The organism is Jeongeupia chitinilytica, assembly GCF_014652315.1.
Lineage (GTDB): Bacteria > Pseudomonadota > Gammaproteobacteria > Burkholderiales > Chitinibacteraceae > Jeongeupia > Jeongeupia chitinilytica.
The window spans coordinates 96,598-118,366 of record NZ_BMYO01000010.1 but is presented as its reverse complement, the minus strand read 5'-3'; the positions used below and the strand labels follow the sequence as shown (position 1 = coordinate 118,366).

General features: G+C 64.1%; 19 protein-coding genes and 1 tRNA gene. 15 read left to right on the top strand and 5 right to left on the bottom strand.

Going from position 1 to position 21,769, the window contains the following annotated elements:
- Positions 1-37 precede the first annotated feature (37 nt).
- The 6 genes from IE097_RS17315 (at position 38) to IE097_RS17290 (ending at position 4,691) form a co-directional block, all read left to right on the top strand.
- Positions 38-122: transfer RNA gene (locus tag IE097_RS17315), tRNA-Leu, on the top strand.
- Between the two features lie 108 nt (positions 123-230).
- Complete coding sequence (locus tag IE097_RS17310) at positions 231-674, top strand: PilZ domain-containing protein (RefSeq protein WP_189462156.1); 444 nt, start codon at positions 231-233, stop codon at positions 672-674.
- 38 nt (positions 675-712) lie between these two features.
- Positions 713-2,161: a sensor histidine kinase gene (locus IE097_RS17305; RefSeq protein WP_189462155.1), complete on the top strand. Its 1,449-nt coding sequence runs from the start codon at positions 713-715 to the stop codon at positions 2,159-2,161.
- Entirely contained in the window at positions 2,139-2,687 is a 549-nt protein-coding gene (locus IE097_RS17300) for a hypothetical protein (RefSeq protein WP_189462154.1), read from the top strand. The genes IE097_RS17305 and IE097_RS17300 overlap by 23 nt, the downstream gene beginning before the upstream one ends.
- Positions 2,684-4,036 carry a sigma 54-interacting transcriptional regulator gene (locus IE097_RS17295; RefSeq protein ID WP_189462153.1) on the top strand — a complete coding sequence of 451 codons (1,353 nt, stop codon included), beginning with the start codon at positions 2,684-2,686 and terminating at the stop codon, positions 4,034-4,036. Before IE097_RS17300 ends, IE097_RS17295 begins: the two co-directional genes overlap by 4 nt.
- A 337-nt stretch (positions 4,037-4,373) precedes the next feature.
- A complete protein-coding gene (locus tag IE097_RS17290) occupies positions 4,374-4,691 on the top strand; it encodes a BON domain-containing protein (RefSeq protein WP_189462152.1) in 318 nt (105 codons plus the stop codon).
- Positions 4,692-4,762: 71 nt separating this feature from the next.
- On the opposite strand, the gene htpG is transcribed toward IE097_RS17290, so the two are convergent.
- Both htpG and IE097_RS17280 read right to left on the bottom strand, forming a co-directional pair.
- Positions 4,763-6,649, bottom strand: a complete 1,887-nt coding sequence (htpG, locus tag IE097_RS17285) for a molecular chaperone HtpG (protein ID WP_189462151.1) — start codon at positions 6,647-6,649, stop codon at positions 4,763-4,765.
- A 168-nt stretch (positions 6,650-6,817) separates the two neighbouring features.
- On the bottom strand, positions 6,818-7,963 hold the full coding sequence (locus IE097_RS17280; protein ID WP_189462150.1) for a porin: 1,146 nt from the start codon (positions 7,961-7,963) through the stop codon (positions 6,818-6,820).
- Between the two features lie 223 nt (positions 7,964-8,186).
- On the opposite strand from IE097_RS17280, the gene IE097_RS17275 reads away from it, so the two are divergent.
- Together IE097_RS17275 and IE097_RS17270 are read left to right on the top strand one after the other, a co-directional pair.
- Positions 8,187-8,966: a ParA family protein gene (locus tag IE097_RS17275; RefSeq protein ID WP_189462149.1), complete on the top strand. Its 780-nt coding sequence runs from the start codon at positions 8,187-8,189 to the stop codon at positions 8,964-8,966.
- Between the two features lie 42 nt (positions 8,967-9,008).
- Positions 9,009-9,902: a response regulator gene (locus IE097_RS17270; protein ID WP_229797647.1), complete on the top strand. Its 894-nt coding sequence runs from the start codon at positions 9,009-9,011 to the stop codon at positions 9,900-9,902.
- A gap of 83 nt (positions 9,903-9,985) precedes the next feature.
- Here IE097_RS17270 and IE097_RS17265 read toward each other — a convergent pair whose 3' ends face one another.
- Positions 9,986-10,774: an MOSC domain-containing protein gene (locus IE097_RS17265; RefSeq protein WP_189462148.1), complete on the bottom strand. Its 789-nt coding sequence runs from the start codon at positions 10,772-10,774 to the stop codon at positions 9,986-9,988.
- A gap of 34 nt (positions 10,775-10,808) precedes the next feature.
- Positions 10,809-13,106 carry a DNA internalization-related competence protein ComEC/Rec2 gene (locus IE097_RS17260; protein WP_189462147.1) on the bottom strand — a complete coding sequence of 766 codons (2,298 nt, stop codon included), beginning with the start codon at positions 13,104-13,106 and terminating at the stop codon, positions 10,809-10,811.
- 101 nt (positions 13,107-13,207) lie between these two features.
- On the opposite strand from IE097_RS17260, the gene IE097_RS17255 reads away from it, so the two are divergent.
- The 6 genes from IE097_RS17255 to IE097_RS17230 all read left to right on the top strand — a co-directional run bounded on the left by IE097_RS17255 (position 13,208) and on the right by IE097_RS17230 (position 17,148).
- Positions 13,208-14,380, top strand: coding sequence for a UbiH/UbiF family hydroxylase (locus IE097_RS17255; RefSeq protein WP_189462146.1), 1,173 nt, complete (start codon positions 13,208-13,210; stop codon positions 14,378-14,380).
- Positions 14,381-14,422: 42 nt separating this feature from the next.
- Positions 14,423-15,157 (top strand): DsbC family protein, encoded by a 735-nt coding sequence (locus tag IE097_RS17250; protein WP_189462145.1) that lies wholly within the window; start codon positions 14,423-14,425, stop codon positions 15,155-15,157.
- Between the two features lie 236 nt (positions 15,158-15,393).
- Positions 15,394-15,723: a hypothetical protein gene (locus IE097_RS17245; protein ID WP_189462144.1), complete on the top strand. Its 330-nt coding sequence runs from the start codon at positions 15,394-15,396 to the stop codon at positions 15,721-15,723.
- Positions 15,724-15,802: 79 nt separating this feature from the next.
- Positions 15,803-16,099 carry a hypothetical protein gene (locus IE097_RS17240; protein WP_189462142.1) on the top strand — a complete coding sequence of 99 codons (297 nt, stop codon included), beginning with the start codon at positions 15,803-15,805 and terminating at the stop codon, positions 16,097-16,099.
- Positions 16,100-16,155: 56 nt separating this feature from the next.
- Entirely contained in the window at positions 16,156-16,683 is a 528-nt protein-coding gene (locus IE097_RS17235; protein WP_189462141.1) for a hypothetical protein, read from the top strand.
- An 84-nt stretch (positions 16,684-16,767) separates the two neighbouring features.
- Positions 16,768-17,148 carry a hypothetical protein gene (locus tag IE097_RS17230; protein ID WP_189462139.1) on the top strand — a complete coding sequence of 127 codons (381 nt, stop codon included), beginning with the start codon at positions 16,768-16,770 and terminating at the stop codon, positions 17,146-17,148.
- 67 nt (positions 17,149-17,215) lie between these two features.
- Here the strand turns inward: IE097_RS17230 and IE097_RS17225 are convergent, their stop codons facing one another.
- Positions 17,216-17,926 (bottom strand): MarC family protein, encoded by a 711-nt coding sequence (locus IE097_RS17225; protein WP_189462138.1) that lies wholly within the window; start codon positions 17,924-17,926, stop codon positions 17,216-17,218.
- Between the two features lie 199 nt (positions 17,927-18,125).
- On the opposite strand from IE097_RS17225, the gene IE097_RS17220 reads away from it, so the two are divergent.
- On the top strand, positions 18,126-21,764 hold the full coding sequence (locus IE097_RS17220) for a phosphocholine-specific phospholipase C (RefSeq protein ID WP_189462136.1): 3,639 nt from the start codon (positions 18,126-18,128) through the stop codon (positions 21,762-21,764).
- Positions 21,765-21,769: the final 5 nt, after the last annotated feature.

The window sequence follows — 21,769 nt, the reverse complement described above, 5'->3', positions numbered from 1 at the left end:
TCCTCAGCGCTGCGAGTGAAGCAAATCGATTGTGAATGCCGACATGGTGAAATTGGTAGACACGCTATCTTGAGGGGGTAGTGGCTTCGGCTGTGTGAGTTCGAGTCTCACTGTCGGCACCATTCAGATCGATACCAAGCCGAAGCGCATGCTTCGGCTTTTTTGTTGCCTGTTCGCAGCGCGACTATCGTCAGACTGTATAATCAAACGCTGATTGATGGAGTGTGACTGTGAACACACCGGATGAACTTGGCTTCCATCGCGAGCTGCAGGGCAACCAGATCGACACCGCGTGGTTTTCGCCGCGGGGTGAGCCGCATTACCTGCTGAACTGGCGCGTCTCGCTGGTCTATCAGGATGCCGGCAAGCGGCAGACCTTTCGCGGCCGAATCTTCGACCTGTCCCATTCCGGTTTCAGTCTGCTGTCGGATCACAATCTGCCCGTGTCCGATCAGGTGACCGTGCTGATTTCGGTCCCCCCTCTGGCTGCCGGTCAGCGCCCGCGCATTCTCGAAGTGAAAAGCCGCGTGCTCTACACGGTTTTGTCGAGCGAGTTCCAGCAGTTCCGTGTCGGTGTACGTTTTCTCGCCTTCAAGGCCGACGGCCGCCATTACCTCGATTCCAATCTGGCCGCACGCGTGCCCGCACCGAGGTCAACCCGGCGCGACGAATGACGCGCTAGACTTGGGGCATCGCGCCATCCCGAGCCGGCATGCCCACGCTGACCAAACCCACTTTCCGCCAATTGCTGCTGCTGGCCTTCGTGCTCGCCGCCGCGCTGCTCAGCGCGACGTCGCTGCGCGCGCTGTCGATCCTCGAACAGACGGCAGTGCAGAGCCGGTCGCTCTCCGATGCCGCAGTCCGGCAGACCGAGGCGGTCGAACGCCTGAACGAGCGTACGCAGCTGTTCGAGCGCAGCCTGCGCCAGTTTCTGGTACTCGACGACGCCAGCTTCCTGCTGCGTGCGCGGCAATCGCACCAGGACGCTACCGAAGCCGTTCAGTGGCTCGCCGCCAACGCCGGTGGTGACGCCGCCCTGGCGACGTCGCTGCGGGACTGGACGCGGCTCGGCGAGACGGTCGGTGCGGCGCTCGGACGCGATCTGCTCCGGGATCGCGGGCTGCAGGCCACGGTGTTCGAGCAGATCGTCCGCTTGCGCAGCCTGAACGAGCAGATCGCGCAGGAAAGCCGCCACGAGCTCGAGCGACGCAACGATGCGCTGCTCGACGAGCTCGACCGCGAACGCCGGAACATCGCCGTCATGGTCGCCGTGGCCATCGGTGCTGCGGCGCTGATCGCTCTGGCGCTGGCCGGCTGGCTGGCCCGGCCGCTGGCGCAGATCGAAGCAGCGATCCACCGGCTGGGTGAAGGCCGGCTCGAGGCTCCGATTGCCGTCCGGCGCGGACCGGCCGACCTGCGCCGGCTCGGCGTTCAGCTCGACTGGTTGCGCCTGCGTCTTGCCGAACTCGACGCCGACAAGGCGCGCTTCGTCAGCCACGTGTCGCACGAACTGAAAACGCCGCTGGCCTCGCTGAGGGAGGGCGTCGCGCTGCTCGAGGACGAAGTCCCCGGCGTACTGAATACCGGCCAGCGCGAAGTCGTCGACATTCTGGCGAACAACGTCGCCGCGCTGCAGCGACAGATCGAGGATCTGCTGCGCTATCACGCAATGCACTTTTCGGCGCGGGCACTCGTCCGTGTGCCGATCGATTTGCAGGCATTGATTGCTTCGGTGATCGAGGCACAACGTCTGCAGTGGCAGGCGCTGGCGCTGACCGTCGGTGTTGAAGGCGGAGCACCGGCGTTTGACGGTGATGCCGACAAGCTGGGCGCCGTGATCGGCAACCTGCTGTCGAACGCGATCCGTTTCAGCCCGCGCGGTGGCGCGATCCGGTTCGTGCTGGCCCGGACCGACGGCGCAACGATGCTCGACTGCATCGACCAGGGACCCGGCGTGGCCGACGCCGACGCTGCGCGTATCTTCCAGCCCTTCGTCCAGGGCGAGCGCCAGCCCGGCGGGGCCCGGCGCGGTAGCGGGCTGGGTTTGTCCATTGTCAGTGAATATCTTGCCGCTCACGGCGGCCGTATCGTCCTGTTGCCGAGTGCAAAGGGCGCCCATTTCCGGATCGAGTTACCTGATGAAAGCACCGAAACGACCTGAGCTGCTGCTCGTCCTACTGCTGGCCGCCTGTGTCAGTCCGCCCGAGCCCAAGCCGGCGCCGGTGGCGTCCGCGCCGGCGAGCAGACCGCCGGTGGCCAGCGCGCCGGCGGCGGTCGAGCTCCCCGACTGGCGGGGGCTGTTCGATTACGCCGTGTCGTTGCGCGTCCGCCCGCCGGCCGAGCTGAACCGCGAGATCACGCGCCTTGCTGCCGAGCCGGGTGAAGTCGCGCAGATCCAGCGGGCGATGGCGTACGCGCAGCTGCGCGGCTCCGGCGACCTCGGACGGGCGATCGCGTTGCTCGACGCGCAGCAGAAGCAAAGCGGGGCGCAGGCCGATGCATTACGGCCGCTGGTGCAGTGGCTGTCGGCCCAGTACACCGAACTGCGCCGTCAGGATGCCGACACCGACAAGCTGAACCAGCAGCTCAAGGACGCGCAGCGGCGCGCCAACGACCTCAACGACAAGCTCAACGCACTCAAGGCGATCGAGCACGGCCTGCCGCTCAAGCCCAAGGCGGCCCCATGAACGGTGCCTCGCTCCTGCTGGTCGACGACGATGTCGACCTGCTGCGACTGCTGTCGATGCGGCTGGTCGCGGCCGGCTACCGGGTCAGTACCGCCGAAACGGTACAGTCGGCGCTGGCGCAGCTGGCGGTGATGACGCCCCAGCTCGTGATCAGCGACGTGCGCCTGCCCGATGGCGACGGGCTGGCCTTGTACGAGGAAATCCGTGCCCGGCTGCCGGCGCTGCCGGTCATTTTGCTGACCGCGCACGGAACGATTCCGGATGCGGTCGACGCCACCAGTCGCGGTGTGTTCGGCTATCTGACCAAGCCCTTCGACAGCAAGGTGCTGCTCGACAAGGTGCGGCAGGCGCTGCTCGTGTCGGCGGCAACCCCGGAGGCGGGTGACGACGCCTGGCGCAGTGAAATCGTCAGCCGCAGCAGTGCCATGACCGAGTTGCTGACCGAAGCGCGCCTGATTGCGGCATCGGACGCCAGCGTGCTGGTTCGCGGCGAATCGGGTTCGGGCAAGGAGTTGCTGGCGCGGGCCATCCACAAGGCCAGCCCGCGTGCTGCGAGACCGTTCGTCGCGGTCAACTGCGGTGCAATCCCGGAGGCCTTGCTCGAGTCCGAACTGTTCGGTCATGTGAAGGGGGCGTTTACCGGTGCGGTCAACCACCATCGCGGGCTGTTCCAGACCGCCGACGGCGGGACGCTGTTCCTCGACGAGATCGGCGACATGCCGCTGGCGCTGCAGGTCAAGCTGTTGCGTGTGCTGCAGGAGCGAGCGATCCGGCCGGTCGGGTCGAGCGAATCGTTGCCGATCGACGTGCGCATCCTGTCGGCGACGCACCGCGATCTGGATGCGGCCATGGCGGCAGGCGAGTTTCGCGAGGACCTGTACTACCGGCTCAACGTCGTCGCGCTGACGCTGCCGCCGCTGGCGGCGCGGCGCGAGGACATTCCGCTGCTCGCCAATCACCTGCTGCAGCGGTTGGCGGAAAAATACGCCAAGCGCCTGAACGGCTTTGCGCCGGATGCGCTGGAAGCGCTGTCGACGGCGGCGTGGCCCGGCAATGTGCGCCAGCTGTTCAATGCCATCGAACAGGTCTGCGCGCTGTGCACGGCGAGCATCGTGCCGCTTGCGCTGGTCCAGCGGGCGCTGCGCCAGCCGTCGGCGGAAGTGCTCAGCTATGCCGAAGCCAAGCGCCGTTTCGAACTCGATTACCTGACCCGCCTGCTCAAGCTCACCGATGGGAACGTTGCCGACGCCGCCAAGCTGGCCGACCGCAACCGCACCGAGTTTTACCGCCTGTTGCAGAAACATGCGCTGACACCGGCATTGTTCCGTGGTGATGGTGTCGCCGAATAGCGACATGAAAATCCGCTGCTGAAACAGGGGGTTGCGTAAAGCGGCGCGACATCTGTCGGTGTTCGGCGACGGTTTGGTCTTCCGGGCGCGAGCCGATCATGCCGCACCGTTCCGATTCACGCGTAGCCCCCTGATTTTTATCGATTTTCTCGACATGGCACGGCACTTGCATTGGTATGGCTACCGGCGCAATTCGACGTCGGGCCAAGCACCAATCACATCTGCAAGAGAAACAGGATGTCCCGATCGATCGGTGATCGGCCGGGGCGTGACCAGCCGGGGCGCAGGCCGCGCAGGACCGGATGGCGCCCGCTGAACCTACCGTACCGGAGATGTCGTGAAAACCCGAACCAAGACCGCCCTGATTGCCACGCTGCTGTCGCTGGGGCTCTATGCACATGCTGCCGTCGCGACCGGCAGCGCCGGGCCGTCGGACCCGCAAATCGCCAGGGCCACGACCGTTGCGCTGCAGCAGAACAAGCAGCTCAAGGCGTTCGATTTGCATGCGGTCAGCCACAACGGCGTGGTCACGCTCAAGGGCACGGTCGATACACCGTCAACCGGTGCGCTCGCGGTCTCGGTGGCATCGGGCATCGACGGCGTACGCGACATCCGCAGCGACATGCAGCTGCCCGGCGGCCCGCTGAAAATCTGAGCTGCGTTTCGCCGATGCTCGTTCCAACAAAAAGACCGCCGATCAGCGGTCTTTTTGTTGGGCGGAGGCGATTAGCCGACCAGCATCAGCTTGTTCAGGTTCCTGACGAAACCGGCCGGGTCGTCGAGCTGGCCACCTTCGGCGAGCAGGGCCTGATCGTAGAGCAGGTGGGTCCAGTCACCGAAGCGTTCACCGTCGAGTTCGGCCTTGAGTTTCTGCACCAGCGGATGGGTCGGGTTCAGTTCGAGGATCGGCTTCACGCCGCCGACGTCCTGGCCGGCCGACTTCAGCAGGCGTTCGAGGTTGGCGCTCATGTCGTGGTTTTCGACCACGAGGCAGGCCGGGCTGTCCGTCAGTCGCGTGGTGACGCGCACGTCCTTGACCTGGCCGTCGAGCGCCGCCTTGACCTTGTCGAGCACCGACTTGAACTCGGTTTCGGCCGCTTCCTGCTGCTGTTTTTCGGCTTCGTCGGCAAAGGCATCGAGCTTCAGCTCGCCCTTGGCCACCGATTGCAGCGGCTTGCCGTCGAACTCGGTCAGGCTCGATGCAAACCATTCGTCCACGCGGTCGGACAGCAGCAGCACTTCGATGCCCTTCTTCCGGAAGACTTCGAGGTGCGGGCTGTGCTGTGCGGCGGCAAAGGTGTCGGCGGTGATGTAGTAGATCGCTTCCTGGCCTTCCTTCATCCGGCCGATGTAGTCGGCGAGGCTGACGTTCTGTTCGCTGCCTTCATTGGCGGTCGACGCGAAACGGGCAAGCGCGGCAATGCGTTCCTTGTTGGTGAAGTCCTCGCCGACGCCTTCCTTCAGCACCTTGCCGAAGGTCTGCCAGAACGAGGCGTAGTCTTCCTTGCGGTTCTCGGCGAGGTCTTCGAGCAGGCCGAGGACCTTCTTGACGCAGCCGGTCTTGATGGCTTCGACATCGCGGCTCTGCTGCAGGATCTCGCGCGAGACGTTCAGCGGCAGGTCGGCCGAGTCGATCACGCCGCGCACGAAGCGCAGGTATTGCGGCATCAGTTTTTCGGTGTCTTCCATGATGAAGACCCGTTTCACGTACAGCTTCACGCCGTGACGGCGTTCACGCTCGTACAGGTCGAACGGCGCCTGCTTGGGGATGTACAGCAGCTCGGTGTATTCCTGCCGGCCTTCGATGCGCGCATGGCTCCAGGCCAGCGGCTCCTCCCAGTCGTGCGAGACGTGCTTGTAGAACTCCTTGTACTGCTCGTCGCTGATCTCGCTCTTGCTGCGGGTCCACAATGCGTTGGCCTGGTTGACGGCTTCCCATTCGCCCGACGGCGGCAGTTCCTTGCCTTCGTCGTCGTGTTCGGCGCGTTTGGGCATCAGGATCGGCAGATTGATGTGGTCCGAGTAGCGGGTGATCACGCTGCGCAGGCGCCAGTCGTTGAGGAATTCGTCCTCGCCGTCCTTCAGGTGCAGCACGATCTCGGTGCCGCGACCGGTCTTCTCGACGTCTTCGAGCGTGTATTCGCCATCGCCCGCCGATTCCCAGCGCGTTGCCGCCGTTTCGCCGGCGCGTCGCGTCGTCAGCGTGACCTTGTCGGCAACGATGAAGGCCGAGTAGAAACCGACACCGAACTGGCCGATCAGGTGCGAGTCCTTGGCCGAGTCGCCGGTCAGCTGGCTGAAGAATTCCTTGGTGCCCGAGCGGGCGATGGTGCCGATGTTGGCGACCACTTCGTCACGCCGCATGCCGATGCCGTTGTCGGCGATCGTGACGGTGCGTGCTGCCTTGTCGAAAGAAACACGGATGTTCAGCTCGCCGTCCCCCTCGTACAGGTCCGGATGCTGCGTGGCGTCGAAGCGCAGTTTGTCGCAGGCGTCCGATGCGTTCGAGACCAGCTCGCGCAGGAAGATTTCCTTGTTCGAGTACAGCGAGTGAATCATCAGCTGCAGCAGCTGTTTGACCTCGGCCTGAAAGCCCAGCGTTTCCTTGCTCATGTGTTCTCCTTGCAAATGACGGTCGGGGAGGCCCCGGAGTGGGGAAGAACGTGGGGGCGCGATGCCCCTTTTCAAGACAGGGTCAATTTCACCTGTGCCGGACGTACCGACGAAAAAAAACGGAGCCCGAAGGCTCCGTTTCTTGTGACGCCAGTTCCAATCGATCGATTAGAAGTAGGTGCGAACGCCAACGATACCGCGTTGGGTGTCTTCACCGGCCGAGGTTGCGCTGTAGTTGTACAGGTCGTCATCGGCGCTGTACGACGAGTTCTGGTCGTTCTTCACGTAGCGGTATTCGGCGTACGCGAAGGTGTTCTTCGACATGTGGTAGTTGTAACGCAGCGAGAACGCTTGGGCGCCCGAATCCGACGGCGCGCTGCCGCCCTTCAGGTCGTCCAGGTAGGTGTACGCAGCGTACACGTCGTGACGGCCTTGGTTGTACGACAGCATCAGGTTGTACATGTTCTGATGGTAGTCAGTACCGGCGTCCAGTGCGGTGCCACCGTAGGTAGCGCCCGTGCTGTTCGGAGTGAATTCCATGTACTTGTAGCCGCCGGTCACGCCGAAGCCGTTCTGGAACTTGTACTGCAGACCGACGTAAGCGGTTTGGCTGTCGGTGTCATCCGAGCCGCCGTTCAGGCTGTCGCCGTAGCTGTACGAGCCGTCCGGTTGCTGGAACGAAGCACCCGCAGTCGCGTCCTTGGTGCCGTCGAAGCCTTGACGAGCCTGGTAGCCGCCGAGCACTTTCAGGCCGCCGTTGGTGTAGGTACCGGCAACGTCGTAACCGTTGCTGCTGGACTTGCCAGTGCTCTGGTTTTCGAGGATGTAGTCAGCCGAGAACTGGAAGCCGCCGAACACCGGGCTGGTGTAGCCGACGATGTTGTCCGGACGCTGGGTCATGCCACGACCGTAGTCGGAGAAGAACCAGTCAGCACCGGTATCGCCGTACAGATCGTCGGTCAGCGCGTAAACGCCCGAACGGAACTTACCAACGCGAACGGTACCGAAGTCGCCTTCCAGGCCGCCGTATGCATCACGGTTACCCCACTGGCTGTTTGCGGTGTAGCTCGAGCCAGCGTTGATGTTGTTGATTTCCTGGTTCAAGGTCCAGATGAAGTTCATGCCGTTGTCGAGCTTGTCACGGCCGCTGAAGTCGATCTCGCCCTGGTACTTCACCGCACCCTGGGTGCTGTCGCCGGTGTCGCGTGCTTGAACACCGAAGTCAGCCTTACCGCTGATGGTTACTTCTGCCTGTGCAAGGCCTGCGGCGCCGAATGCCAGAGCGATGGCGAGAGCTGCATGCTTCATTTTCATTTGGTTTTCTCCTTCGAGGGAAAGGGTCAGTGCACGTCGGTTCGAGACTTCCGAACCACGCTGTGCAGTCTACGAACCCAGCGAAATCGAATCCGGTAACTATTTCCACTATTGAATCGGTAATTATTACTGCCAGCAGCAAATCCTGCTTCGCCTACGCGCGCGCGAGGGCGTGCGTGCTATATTTCCCTCGGCGCAATCGGCGTCTTGGCGGGATTCAGCGATGCTTCGTCGGGTGGTCTTCAACCAGAAAGGGGGCGTGGGCAAGTCCACGATCTCGGTCAACCTTGCCGCGGCGGCAGCACAGGCAGGCCGGCGCGTGCTGGTCGTCGACCTCGACCCGCAAGGCAATGCCAGCCGCTATCTGCTCGGTGATGCACTCGAATCCGCCACGCCAACGCTGGCCGGCTTCTTCGATCAGGTGCTCAATTTCAGCTTATACGCCAAGCCGACCGCGGCCTTCGTGCATTCGACGCCATTTGCCGGACTGTCGGTCATGGTCTCCGATCCGGAGATCGCCGAACTTGAAGGCAAGCTCGAATCGCGCCACAAGATCTACAAACTCCGGGAGGCGCTGGCCGAACTGGCCGACGACTTTGACGAGGTCTGGATCGATACACCGCCAGCGCTGAACTTTTTCACGCTTTCGGCGCTGATTGCCGCCGATGGCTGCCTGATCCCGTTCGATTGTGATGCATTCTCGCGCCAGGCACTGTTGTCGCTGATCGGGCGTGTCGACGAGATTCGGGCCGACCACAATGCCGGCCTGGCGATCGAAGGCATCGTCGTCAACCAGTTCCAGCCGCGTGCCAGCCTGCCGGTACGCATGGTCGAGGAACTGGCCGAGCAGGGCTTGCCGCTGCTGCCGACCAGGCTGTCGAGCTCGGTCAAGGTGCGCGAGTCGCACGAGCGCGCGGTGCCGCTGCCTTTCCTCGATGCGCGCCACAAACTGACGCTCGAATTCACCGCGCTCTACGCCGATCTGGCGGGCGCCCGCGCTTGACGGGTATGCTGGCTGCTAACGGTTAGCTGCAGGGAGACTATATTGCCGGACGCTCGCATCCTCGTCGTCGACGACGAACCGTACAATCTGGAGATTCTCGGCGAGCATCTGACCGACGTCGGTTACGAGGTCGTCACTGCCGAAGACGGCGAAGCGGCGTGGTCGCTGCTGACCCACGACCGCGAGTTCGACACCATCCTGCTCGACCGGATGATGCCGCGCATGGACGGCATGGCCCTGCTGGCGCGGCTCAAGCAGTCCGAAATCAGCCACGTGCCGGTCATCATGCAGACCGCGGTCGGTGCGGCCGAGAACGTCCGCGAAGGACTGGCCGCCGGTGCCTACTACTACCTGATCAAGCCGTTCCAGCGCGACATGCTGCTGGCGATCGTCGCCGCGGCGGTCAAGTTCTACCGGGAGAAGCGCCAGCTCGAATCCCAGCTCGAGGCGCAGGCGTCGACGTACCGGTTGCTGACGCGCGGCGAATTCCATTTCCGTACGCTCGACGAGGCCCGACAACTGACACTGCTGCTGTCGAACGCCTGCCCGGAGCCGCAGCGTGTGGCGGTAGGCCTGTCCGAGCTGCTGGTCAACGCGGTCGAACACGGCAACCTCGGGATCAGCTATGCCGACAAGACCCGGCTGCTGCAGCAGGGGCGCTGGCAGGAGGAGATCGACATCCGGCTGGAATGCGCGGATTTTCGTCGCCGCAACGTCCATGTCGCTTTCGAGAAGCGTGCCGACGTGCTGGTGTTCACGATCACCGACGAGGGCGACGGTTTCGAATGGCAGCCCTTCCTCGAATTCTCTCCCGAGCGCGCCTTCGACCCGCATGGTCGCGGCATCTCGATGGCGCGGATGCTGTCGTTCGACAGCGTCGAATATCAGGGGCGGGGCAATGCAGTGATTGCGCGGGTGCGCCTCACCGACGATTGAGTGCCTTCGCCTGTCGCTCCAATGCCAATGAAAAGCCCCGGTATCGACCGGGGCTTTTTGTTTTCGCCTTTTTGTCGCGGTGCTCAGTCCAGCAGGTCGACCGGCATGCCGACTTCGATCCGCCCGGCAATCTCGGTAATGGCGTTCTGGCCGAACAGCACGCCGCCTTCACCCTTGCGGTGCTTTGCCAGTGTCCGCAGCGGTTCCTGGTCGGCGGACTTCTCGCCGCTGTCCGGATCGACAGTGGTGAAGACGCAGCGCGTGCAGGGTTTCACCATGCGCAGGACGACGTCGCCGATGCGGATGCGGGTCCAGCCATCTTCGGCAAACGGTTCGGCGTCGTCGACGACGAGATTGGGACGGAAGCGCGTCATGGCGAAATCCTGTCCGGCCCAGTCGGACAGCTGCCGTCGCGATGCTTCGCCGATCAGCAGCAGCGGATAGCCGTCGGCGAACGACAGCGGAATGTCCGGTAACCGTCGGATGCGGCGTTGCGGCGCCGTGCCGGTGTACAGCAGCCGGGCGTCGCTGCCGAGGTAGTCGCTCAGCCAGCGGTCAGCCTCGACCGGGCCGTGCCAGGCACCGAACTCGTCCTTCCATACCTGGGCCGGATGTGCCGTGTCGAACGCATTGCGGGCGATCTGCAGGTCGGGCATGCCCGGCGCACGGAGCGTCAGCGTGGCGTCGGCAACCTCGGCGCGGATGCGGACCAGTTGCGGCCAGTCTCGCCCGGTCATGAAGCGGCCATTGCGGTCGGCCACCAGCCAGGCGCGGTCGTCGGCCAGACCGGCCGCGGCGACCAAGCTGTGCGTCAGCGCCTCGCCATGGATCGATTTCACCGGATAGCGGTACAGCGCGGTCAGGGTTGGCATGCTCGGTCTCGTCGGAGGATGAAGCGGGACTGTATCAGCCACCGCTCCCTTCGGGCAGTGACAGTGCGTCGCTGCGCTCGGCCGACCAGTAGGCCGGATGCTCGGCGCGCCAGCGTCGTACCGTAACCGTACTGCCTACGTCGAAGGTGATCGCGCCGTCGCGATCGGTCCGCAACACTTGCGCGCCGGCGTCGGCATAGCGCGCGACGATGGCCGGATGCGGATGGCGGAAACGGTTCAGGTAGCCGCTCGAGAACGCCACCCATTGCGGTGTCGTGGCATCGAGCAGGCTTTGCGACGATGACGAGCGGCTGCCGTGATGCGGTGCGACGATGATCCCGGTTGGTTCCAGCCCCTGCGCGACCAAGGCGGTTTCCTCGTTGCGGCCGAGGTCGCCGGCGAGCAGCAGGGCCTGGCCGGAGGCCGCAGCAATGCGGACGGTACAACTTCTGGCGTTGTCGTTCGTTGCGATGAAATCCGCCGCCGGCCAGAGAACGTCGAACCGCACGCCGTCCCATGTCCAGCCCTGTCCGGCGGCGCAGTCGAGGTGCCGGACGGGTTGTTGCCGTGCCGGATGCTGTGCCGGCAAGGTCGACTGCAGCAAGCCGACCGGCAGCGTTTGCAGGATGGCCTCGGCGCCGCCGCTGTGGTCGTTGTCGTTGTGCGAGACGACCAGCGTATCGAGCCGGCGAATGCCCAGGGCACGCAGCGTCGGCAACAGCGCCCGGTCGGTCGACGGTGGCGGACCGCTGTCGTAGAGCAGCGTGTGCGAGTTCGTCTGTACCAGCACGGCCAGCCCCTGCCCGACATCGATGACCGTGGCGCGGAACACGCCGGTTTCGAGTGGCTTGGTCCCCGATGCGGCCAGCGGCAGCAACAGTACCGGCGCATACAGTCTGCCGGTGATGCCCCGCGGGGCAAGCCACAGCACGACGCCAAGCGTGGCCGGCAACCACGCCCAAGCGGGGGGCGCGGCGACGGTCAGCACCGGTGCCTGTGCGCACAACTGCAGCCAGCGGTCGGTCAGCGCGAAGGCGCGCTCGGCCAGCCAGGGCAGGGTTCCGCTGGGGTCGAGCACGCCGAGCAGGGCCAGTGGCGTGACGACCATGCTGACCAGCGGAATCGCCAGTGCGTTGGCGAGCGGCGAGACGAGGGGCAGTTGCTGGAACACCAGCGCCAGCACCGGAAAACTTGCCAGCGTCGCGACCCATTGGGCGGCGACCCAGCCATGCCAGCGCGGCGATTTCCCCAGTGTGGCCGCTCCCGCGTACAGCAGCGCGCCGACGGTGAGGAAAGACAGCCAGAAACCGACCGACAGTGTGGCGAACGGATCGACCAGCACCACGGCGGCGAGCGCGAGCAGCCAGGTGAACAGCGGCGCGCTGCTGCGGCCACGCCAGAGCCCGATGGCGGCGATCAGCAGCATCAGCAAGGTCCGCTGTGTCGGTACGCTCAGGCCGGACAGGACGCTGTAGCCGAGTGCGGCCAGCACGCCGGCGACCAGCGCGGCGCGTTGCGCCGGCACGCGGGCCACCAGTCGTGGTACGCGGCGCCAGCCGGCATTGACCAGTGCGCCGAGCAGCGTCGCCCACAGCGTGATGTGCAGGCCCGACACGCTGATCAGGTGGGTGACGCCGGTAGCGGCAAAGCGTTGCCACTGCGCCTTCGGCACGCAGCCCTGATCGCCGACCGCCAGTGCGACGATCACGCCGCGGTACGGCGCATCGCCGAGCTGGCTTTGCAAGCGGGTACGCAGCGCCTCGCGGACACGGCTCACACCGGCCTGCCACGCATGGCCGGGCAGGCGTTCTGCGCTTCGGACGCTGGCGGTCGCACCGACGTCCTCGGTCAGCAGCCAGCGCTCCAGATCGAAGCCGCCGGGGTTGGCAAGACCGTGCGGCCGTTTGGGTTTGAGCGTCAGCCGCCAGCGCTCGCCCGCCTGCGGCTGAAGCCGGTCACCGTAGCTGTTGACCTGGACGCGTTCGGGCAGGCCCGGCGGATCACTGTGCTGCACCACGAAGGTGAAACGCCAGCCATAGCGGTTCTGCTGTGGCAGGTCGGCGATATAGCCGTCGGCGACGATGCTCTGCTGCTCGAGTGCTGCCGGCAAGCGGTCGGCCAGCCGCAGCCCGGCACGATAGTCGGCGTAGCCAACGCCGGCGGCGAGCGCGGCGAGTACACAGGCCAGCGTCCGGTAACGGCTGTGCGGAATGGCAAGACCGGTCAGCGCCAGCGCAACGAGCAGCGCCGGCCATACAGGGGGCAGGGCGGGAAGGCGTTGCAGGGCGCAGACGCCGGCAACGAAGGCGGCGAGGATCAGGCAGGAAGGCACGCACCAGCGTAGACGGCCGGATTTCGTCCGGCAAACCCGACACGCGCAGGCTGCCGGCGGCTCGCGACAGACTTTGCGGCGGCTCTGATACACTCTGCGCCATGCACTACGACGCAGACATCCTGATCATCGGCGGTGGCCTTGTCGGTACCGCCCTGGCTGCAGCGCTGGCACCGAGCGGGCATTCGGTGCTGCTGCTCGAAGGCCGTAAGCCGCAGACCGAAGCGCCCCGTGCGCAGTGGGACAACCGCGTCTACGCGATCAGCCGCGCCAGCGAGAAGCTGCTGCGCGGCATCGGCGCGTGGCAGCGGCTCGACCTCGAGCGGATCCAGCCGGTCTCGCAGATGCGGATCACCGGTGACGACGGCCGCAGCGGACTGACGTTCGACGCGCTCGACGCCGGCATCGATGCGCTGACGACCATCCTCGAAAGCGGCAATCTGCAGGCTGCGCTGTGGCAGACCGCGCTGGCGGCGCCGAATGTCAGCGTATTGGCGCCGGCCGAACCGGCCGCATTTGCCCGGGACGCCGACGGTGTTACCGTCTCGCTCGCCGATGGCCGCGTGCTGCGTGCACGGCTCGCGGTTGGCGCCGATGGTGCCAACTCGTGGCTGCGCCGCAGCGCCGGCATCGACAGCACCGCGCGACCGTACGAGCAGTGGGGCGTGGTCGCCAATTTCGAGACCGAGCGGCCGCACTATGGTGTGGCGCGGCAATGGTTCTTCGACGACGGCATCCTCGCCTGGCTGCCGTTGGCGGGGAAGCGGATGTCGATCGTCTGGTCGTGCAACGAGGCGCGCAAGGATGAACTTCTGGCGCTGCCACTGGCCGAACTCGACGCCAGGGTCGCCGCGGCCGGTGGCCGGGCACTGGGCGAATTGCACTGCATCACCCCGGCGGCGGCGTTTCCGCTGCGGCTGACGCATGTGCGCGAGCTGGTCCGCGACGGTGTCGCGCTGGTCGGCGATGCCGCGCATACCGTGCATCCGCTGGCCGGGCAGGGCGTCAACCTCGGTTTCGGCGACGTGGCCGAGCTGGCGAGGCTGCTGGCGGCGACTGACACCAGTCTGCTCGGCGACCGGCTCAACCTGCGCCGCTACGAGCTGGCGCGGCGCGAAGCGATTTACCTGATGCAGGGCGCGTGCGACGGCCTGCAGAAGCTGTTCAACAACCGCAACCCGTTTTTGAAAACGCTGCGAAACGCCGGGCTGGGCCTGACCGATTCGCTGCCATGGATCAAGCAGCAGTTGATACGTCACGCGATGGACGCGTGAGCCGTCACGCGACCGACGCGTGCATCTAACAGAGGAAACCGCATGAAGTTGACCCGCATCACCAAGAGCCTGGCCGTCATCGGCATGGTCGCGCTGACCGCGTGCTCGGCCCAGGCCGATTCGAAGACCGACGTGAAGCAGATCCGCCAGAAGCTGGCGTCGACGCTGCAGGGTCGCGAAATCACCGCGGTGAACCCGAGCCCGATCAAGGGCGTGTACGAAGTCGTCATCGCCAACCGCCAGATCGTCTATACCGACGCGCAGGCCAACTTCGTCATCGTCGGCGACATGGTCGACGTCGCCAAGAAGGAAAGCGTCACCGAACGCCGCATGGCCGAGCTGATGAAGACCGACTTCAGCAAGCTGCCGATGGATCAGGCGATCAAGGAAGTGCGCGGCAACGGTGCGCGCAAGCTGGCGGTGTTCTCCGACCCGGACTGCCCGTTCTGCAAGCGGCTCGAGCAGGAAAGCCTGAAGGGCATCGACAACGTCACCATCTACACCTTCCTGTTCCCGCTCAACATCCACCCGGATGCCGAGCGCAAGTCGAAGCTGATCTGGTGTGCCGACGACAAGGCGGCCGCGTGGAGCAACTTCATGAACAACGGCAAGCTGCCGGAAGGCAAGGCCGACTGCGCCAATCCGATCGAGAAAAACCTGGCGCTGGGCGAATCGCTCGGCGTCACCGGCACGCCGGCGCTCGTATTCGGCAACGGCCGCATCGTCTCCGGCGCGATCCCGCGCCAGCAGATCGAACAGCTGCTCGACGGCAAGTAAGCGCAACGGCCGCAACGAAGAAGCCCACCGAATGGTGGGCTTTTTTGCGTTTGTGACGATCGATAACAATCGCCGAATTTATTTGATTGTTTGTTTTGTGTATGATGCTTGAAAGCTATTTTCTATTCTGACAAAATTCAACATTGCTCTATCTCAGAGTGGTGGCGGATCGTCACTTCACGTCATTACCCAGTCTGCCGTTCGCTGTTGATTCCCATCGGGTTCGGATTTTATCCATGTTCAAATTCGTGTTGATTCCTGTTGTGCTTTTTCTGAGTGGGGCTGTTCCGTCGTTTGCCAACACGGAGGCGGATATTTGGAATGACTACGACAAGGTACTCAAAACCCTGCCTGTTGATGCAGCAAAAATGCTCGACAGAGGGGTAACCTGTTCGCATTTTACAGGCGAGTTGAATGGCGATGACTCGCAGCGTGACAGAGAGGTCAAACAGGAAATGAGAAAGTTGAAGTGTGACTCGGTTGATGGGGAGGTGACGGTCATGAAGAAAAAATACAAAAGCAATGGTGCTGTGCAGAAGGCGGTTCGTATGTACTACGGTAATTGAATTTCTCTGCGCATGGGGTGAGGTTGGTGTGAGTGATCAAGCTCGTCCTGTTTTTTATGGGGATTATTAGGGGGTCGATATGAAGTTTCTGGATTCTTTTCCGAAAAAAATGTGTGCCTTGTTCTTCGGTCTTGCCGTCCTCATGCCCTTCGTTTCTTACTTTACGCCCCGCATTGATTATTCCTGTGGCGACGGGTCCTGCATGGCCGCCGGTTTGTTCTCAAGTTACGTTGTCTACATACTGACCGCGCTGAGCTATTACCTGGCGGCCGTATTCTTCTTGCGTACCAGTTTGGCGACCTACTGGCGAAGTGCATTGCTTGCCATTCCCGTGGTGCTCCTGATCAGCCCGAGAGGGTATTTCAATTTCTTCTAGGCTTGGCAGGTTTTTCTGGTCGCGGTGTGCTTGATGGAAAACAGGATTCATTTCTGATGGATTCAGACTCAAGGGTTCAGCTGTTTACGACAGGCTGGGGTGTTTTGTTCCTGCTTCCGCTCATGTTTCTGGGTGTTGGTGTGTGGATTTCATGGGACGTTTACCATGATCCGTATGGCACGTTTTATCACGACCTGATTGGGTTGGTGCTGTTCAATTCCGGCTTCTTTTTCATGTGTTTCTTGATTTTCGCCGGAGTTGGATTTCAGCGAGTCAAGCTGAATCGTGAAACCAAAAAGCTGATCTACGCCAATTACTCTACTTTTCATCGCTGGAAGGAGGTCGATGTCGCCGACATCCAGCGTGTTTCCATATGGTTGTCCAGACAGTCGATGGATGCACTGGTGGATTCGTTGCTGATCACCATTCGCGCTCACGCGTCCGGTGGGCCGCCGCGTGGCGTGACCTTGCTGGATTTCCGGGTGGCGCCGATGAACAAGAAAAACCACTCTTCTCTTTTTGTTGCCGTTGTTGAATTCGTCAGAGAGTCGAATCCAAATTCGGAACTCCCGGATTTTCAGTAAAGCACGCCAGCTTTCCCTTGTGGCGACAGGTTGAGCGAACCTGTGCCGCAAACTTCATCCCGTTTAAACCACACGCAGGTTCGCATGCTGATTATCAACATTGTATTTGCATTGTTTTGGCTGGCTGTTTTTGTCGCCGAGCTGCTGTTCGGCTTCTTTGCCGCACCAGGCTATGTGTTTGCCGCCGTCGGCTTTGCGGCTGCGCTGTCCACGATCCTTTCCATCCGGTCTCTTCCGACAAGCCATCCTGCAGCCCTGGCCGGCCTGGCGAGCAACGCCGTACTCTGCGCCGGAGTCGTACTGTTTTCGGTACGGTCACTTGAAGGAGGCAATCCGGTCGGAAGCATCGTCATTGCATTGCCGGGTTTGATCGCGATGAGGAATGTGCTGTGGCACGTTTGCTTGCTCCGACAGCTGAAAACGGCGACTGCAGCGCTGACCCGGGCGGACTCCCAAGTCCGCTGAAGCCGGTGAAGTACCGGCCTGCCGCATCCCGGTGTTGCGTAGTCGCCGTGTTCCCCCAACGGGCTTGTCAGCGCTTCAGCAAGGCCGGCGCCGAATGCGCAACAAAATCCGCCAGCAGCGCGCTCGCACCGTCCCAGACGATCTGCACGCCGAGGCAGAACAGGATGAAGGCCGAGAGCCGCAGGAAGACGATGGTGCCGGTGCTGCCCAGCATCCGCATGATCTTTTCCGCGTAGCGATAGCAGAAGTACAGCGAGTAGGCGACCAGCGCGGTGGCGATGATGCTGGCGATCGGCATGTCCAGCCGGTGCAGCAGGCCCGGGCCCTTGAGGCCGGCACCGAGGGTGATGGCGACGGTGATGGTGCCGGGGCCGACGGTGATCGGGAAGGTCAGCGGATAGAAGGCGCGCGAGCGCAGTTCCTCGTTGCTGTGTTCCAGCGCTACTGCCTGTTCTTCCAGCTTGCGGTTGCTGTTCTTGCCTTCGTCCGACAGCAGTTTCCAGCCCGCGGCAGCGACCAGCAGGCCGCCGGCGACGCGGATGATCGGCAGCGAGACTTCGAAGAAATCGAGCACATAGCTGCCGGTGAACATGCTCACCAGAATCAGGAAGAAGCTGTAGATGCCGACGCGGCGGGCGAGGATGGCTTTTTCCTGCTCGTTGTACGCCGTGGTCATCGACAGGAAGATCGGCGCGTGCCCCGGCGGGTTCAGGATGGGCATCAGTGCGGCGACAACCAGCAGGATGTTGCCGAGGAAGGCGGTGATCGTTTGCAGCATGCAACAAGCTCCGGGAGCCACGGCCGGGCGCGCCGGCAATGCCCCGATTGTAGTGCCGTCAGCCAGTGCCGTGCTGCGGGTTTCCCCATGTCATCTAGATGTCGTGACAAATTCACCAAGTGGAAAGCTGCGATTCATATTCGCCGTGCACAGTGCGCTGCCTCCCGTTAGAGGGGGCGACACAACAACGGAGAGAGAGATGAATCGTCGCAACTTCCTCAAGTACGGCGGGGTCGGCGCTGCGCTGGGCGCGCTGCCGCTCAGCCTGCAGAAGGTGCTGGCCGCCGGCACGCCGTCGGGCGGCAGCCTGTCCTCGGTGGCGCACGTGGTGATCCTGAGCCAGGAAAACCGCTCGTTCGACCACTACCTCGGCACGCTCAACGGCGTGCGCGGCTACAACGATCCGCATCCGCTGCGCCTGCCCGACGGCAGCAGCGTGTTTGCACAGAAAAGCGCCGCGGGCCAGGCGATCTGGCCGTTCCGGCTCAACAGCGCCACTACCAACGGCCAGTGCATGGTTGACGTGGCCCACGACTGGGCAACCGGCCGGCAGGCGTTCAACGGCGGCACGATGGACAAGTGGATCCCGAACAAGGGCAATTACGGCATGGCGTACTACAGCCGCGCCGATATCCCGTTCCACTACGCGCTGTCCGACGCCTTCACCACCTGTGACCACTATTTCTGTTCGGCCGACACCAGCACCAATCCGAACCGGCTGTTCCTGATGTCGGGCAGCAACGGCGCCGGGCTGTGGGGCAACGGTGCGTCGATGAACAACGACGAATCCAAGCCGTTCACCTGGACGACCTATGCCGAGCGGCTCGAAGCGGCCGGCATCTCGTGGAAGATGTACCAGGAGGCCGACAATTACGACGACAACGCGCTGGCGTGGTTCGCCAACTTCAAGAACGCCGCGACGACCTCGAACCTCTACAAGCGCGGCATGACGCGCCTCGCCCGCACCCAGTTCGCGCAGGACGTCGCCAACGACGCGCTGCCGGCAGTGAGCTGGATCATCGCGCCGGCGGCGCTGTCCGAACACCCGAACTCGAGCCCGAACGGTGGCGGCGATTACGCCAAGATCTTCCTCGACGCGCTCGCCAGCAACCCGGCGGTGTGGGCCAAGACGGTGTTCATCTACACCTATGACGAAAACGGCGGCATTTTCGACCACGTGGTGCCGCCGATTCCGCCGGCGGGCACGACCAACGAGTGGAGCGGCGGTTACCCGCTCGGCCTCGGCCACCGGATTCCGACCTGGCTGATCTCGCCGTGGAGCGTCGGCGGCTGGGTGCACAGTCAGGCCAGCGACCACACCTCGACGATCCGTTTCCTCGAGCGCTTTACCGGCGTGCAGGAACCGAACATCAGCGCGTGGCGCCGCAGCGTCTGCGGCGATCTGATGGACGGTTTCGACTTCGTCGCCAGCGGTTACGGCTTCCCGTCGACCTTGCCGAACACCGCGAATCTGGCCAGCGATGCGGCGTTCGCGTGCGCCAACCTGCCGGCGGCGCAGCCGAACGGCGAAGTCGCCGCGCCGAACATCGAGAACGGTGGCGCGCGGCCGTTGCGACCGGTGGCGGTGCAGCCGAATGTCGACGCTGCGGTCGACCCGGCAACGAAGAAGATCACGCTGACCTTGAGCAACGGTGGCACCCAGTCGGCAGCGTTCGACATCCACGGCTACGGTACGCTGACGTTCGCGCCGGTGTTCGCCACCGTCGGCAGCAGCGCGCAGACCCTGGTGTTCGACGCCAGCGCGGTTGCTTCCGGCCGCTTCGATCTGGCCGTGCACGGCCCGAACAGTTTCTACCGCCGCTTTGCGGGCAACGTGCTGCCGACCGCATGGCAGGGCGGGGCGTATCCGCAGGTGAACGTGACGCCGAACCCGGCCGGTGGCGTCGTCACCATCACGATCCAGAACCGTGCGCCGGTGGCGATCACCGTCAACGTCGACGACTATCTTGCCGGCGCGCGCGCGCCGCAAACCATCGCCGCCAACGCCAGCCTGACGCTCAATCTGGCGACGCGCAGCAACTGGTACGATTTCATGCTGCTGGTCGGCGGCGACACCGGCAACGTCTTCGTCTACGAGTACTGCGGCCACATCGAGGGCGGCAACAGCATGACCTTCCCGGGCCGCGTGGCGATACCGGGCGTCAGCCCCGCACCGACCCCGGCGCCCAGCCCGGTGCCCACGCCGGCACCGGGGGCCGGCTTCACCGCCGCGCTGCTGAGCGGCATGACGCATTACTACCGGCTGGAAAGCACCGGGTCTGACGACGTCGGCGGCTCGGCGCTGGGCACGGTCGGTCCGGTCACCTACGACGCGGCCGGCAAGTTCGGCTCGGCGCTGACGCTCGACGCCAAGCAGGCCGCCGCCGCCTTCCTGCCGTTCGACATGGCCAAGGGGCCGGCCAGCTTCACGCTCGGTTTCTGGGTGAAGATGCCGGCCGGCATGACGACCGAAACCAGCGTGATGGCCAACAAGGACTGGGCGACCGGCAAGAATGCCGGCATCTCGATCGGCACCACGTCCGACGGGCGCTTCAAGTTCAACATCGGCGACGGCACCAACCGCGCCGACGGCTACATCGCCATGGTCACCGGTGCGTGGGTCTATATGGCGCTCGCGCTCGATACCGCCAACAAGAAACTGGTCTGCTACGCCAGCAACGCAGCCGGCACGGTGTCGACGACGACGGTGAGCTACAGCAACGTCACCGGCAACATCGTGCCGGGCTACAACCGCTGGGCGCTGAACGAGGACGGTCGCGGCGACTACTACAGCCGCTTCCCGACCGAGCGCTACCTGCTGGCCTTCGACGACATGGCGGTATGGAACCGCGTGCTGGCGGCGAGCGACATCCAGGCGATCGCCTCGGCCGGCCAGCCGATCGACAGCCTGCGCACCGCACCGACACCGGCTCCGTCGGCCTGGAGCAGTGCGCTGCTGACCGGGCTGGCGCATTATCACCGCTTCGACGCCGACGGCAGCGACGACGTTGCGGCCGGCACGGCGACGATTGCCGGCACGGCAACGTATCCGGCGTCGCAGTACGGCAATGGCATCCGCCTCGATGCGCTGCAGGCCGCTGCGGCCTTCCTGCCGTACGACGTCAGCGCGGCCAGCAACGCATTCACGCTGGGCTTCTGGGTGAGGATGCCGTCGGGCATGGGCACGAACATGACCAGCATCGTCGCCAACAAGGACTGGGCGACCGGCAAGAACGCCGGCATCTCGATCGGCGGCTCGGGCGACGGGCGCTTCAAGTTCAACATCGGCGACGGCACCAACCGCGCCGACGGCTATCTGGCGATGCCACTCGACACCTGGTGCTACGTGGCAATCTGCGTCGACAAGAGCGCTAAAACGATGCGCTGCTACGCCAGCCAGTCCGCCACCGACGTGCGCGAAACCGTGCTCGGCTTCGGCAACGTCACCGGCAACATCGTCCCGGGCTACGGCCGCTGGGCGCTGAACGAGGATGCGCGCGGCGACTACTACAGCCGCTATCCGGCCGAACGCTTTGCGCTGGGCTTCGACGACGTCGCGGTGTGGACACGGGCACTGGGCATCGACGAGATCAAGGCCATCGCCGCGTCGGGCCAGCCGATTGCCAGCCTGCGTGGCGGCACGCAGGCGTTGGCTGCGACGATGTCGCTGAACGCCGCGGTCTGCGCTGCGCCGTGGGTCAGCGCAACGACCTACGCCGCCGGCGAGCGCGCCAGCTACGGCGGTCGCAACTACCGCGCCAAGTGGGTGACGCAGGGCGAGCAGCCGGACCGCAACAGTGGCAGCGCTAGGCCGTGGGAGGACCTCGGCATCTGCTGACTGCC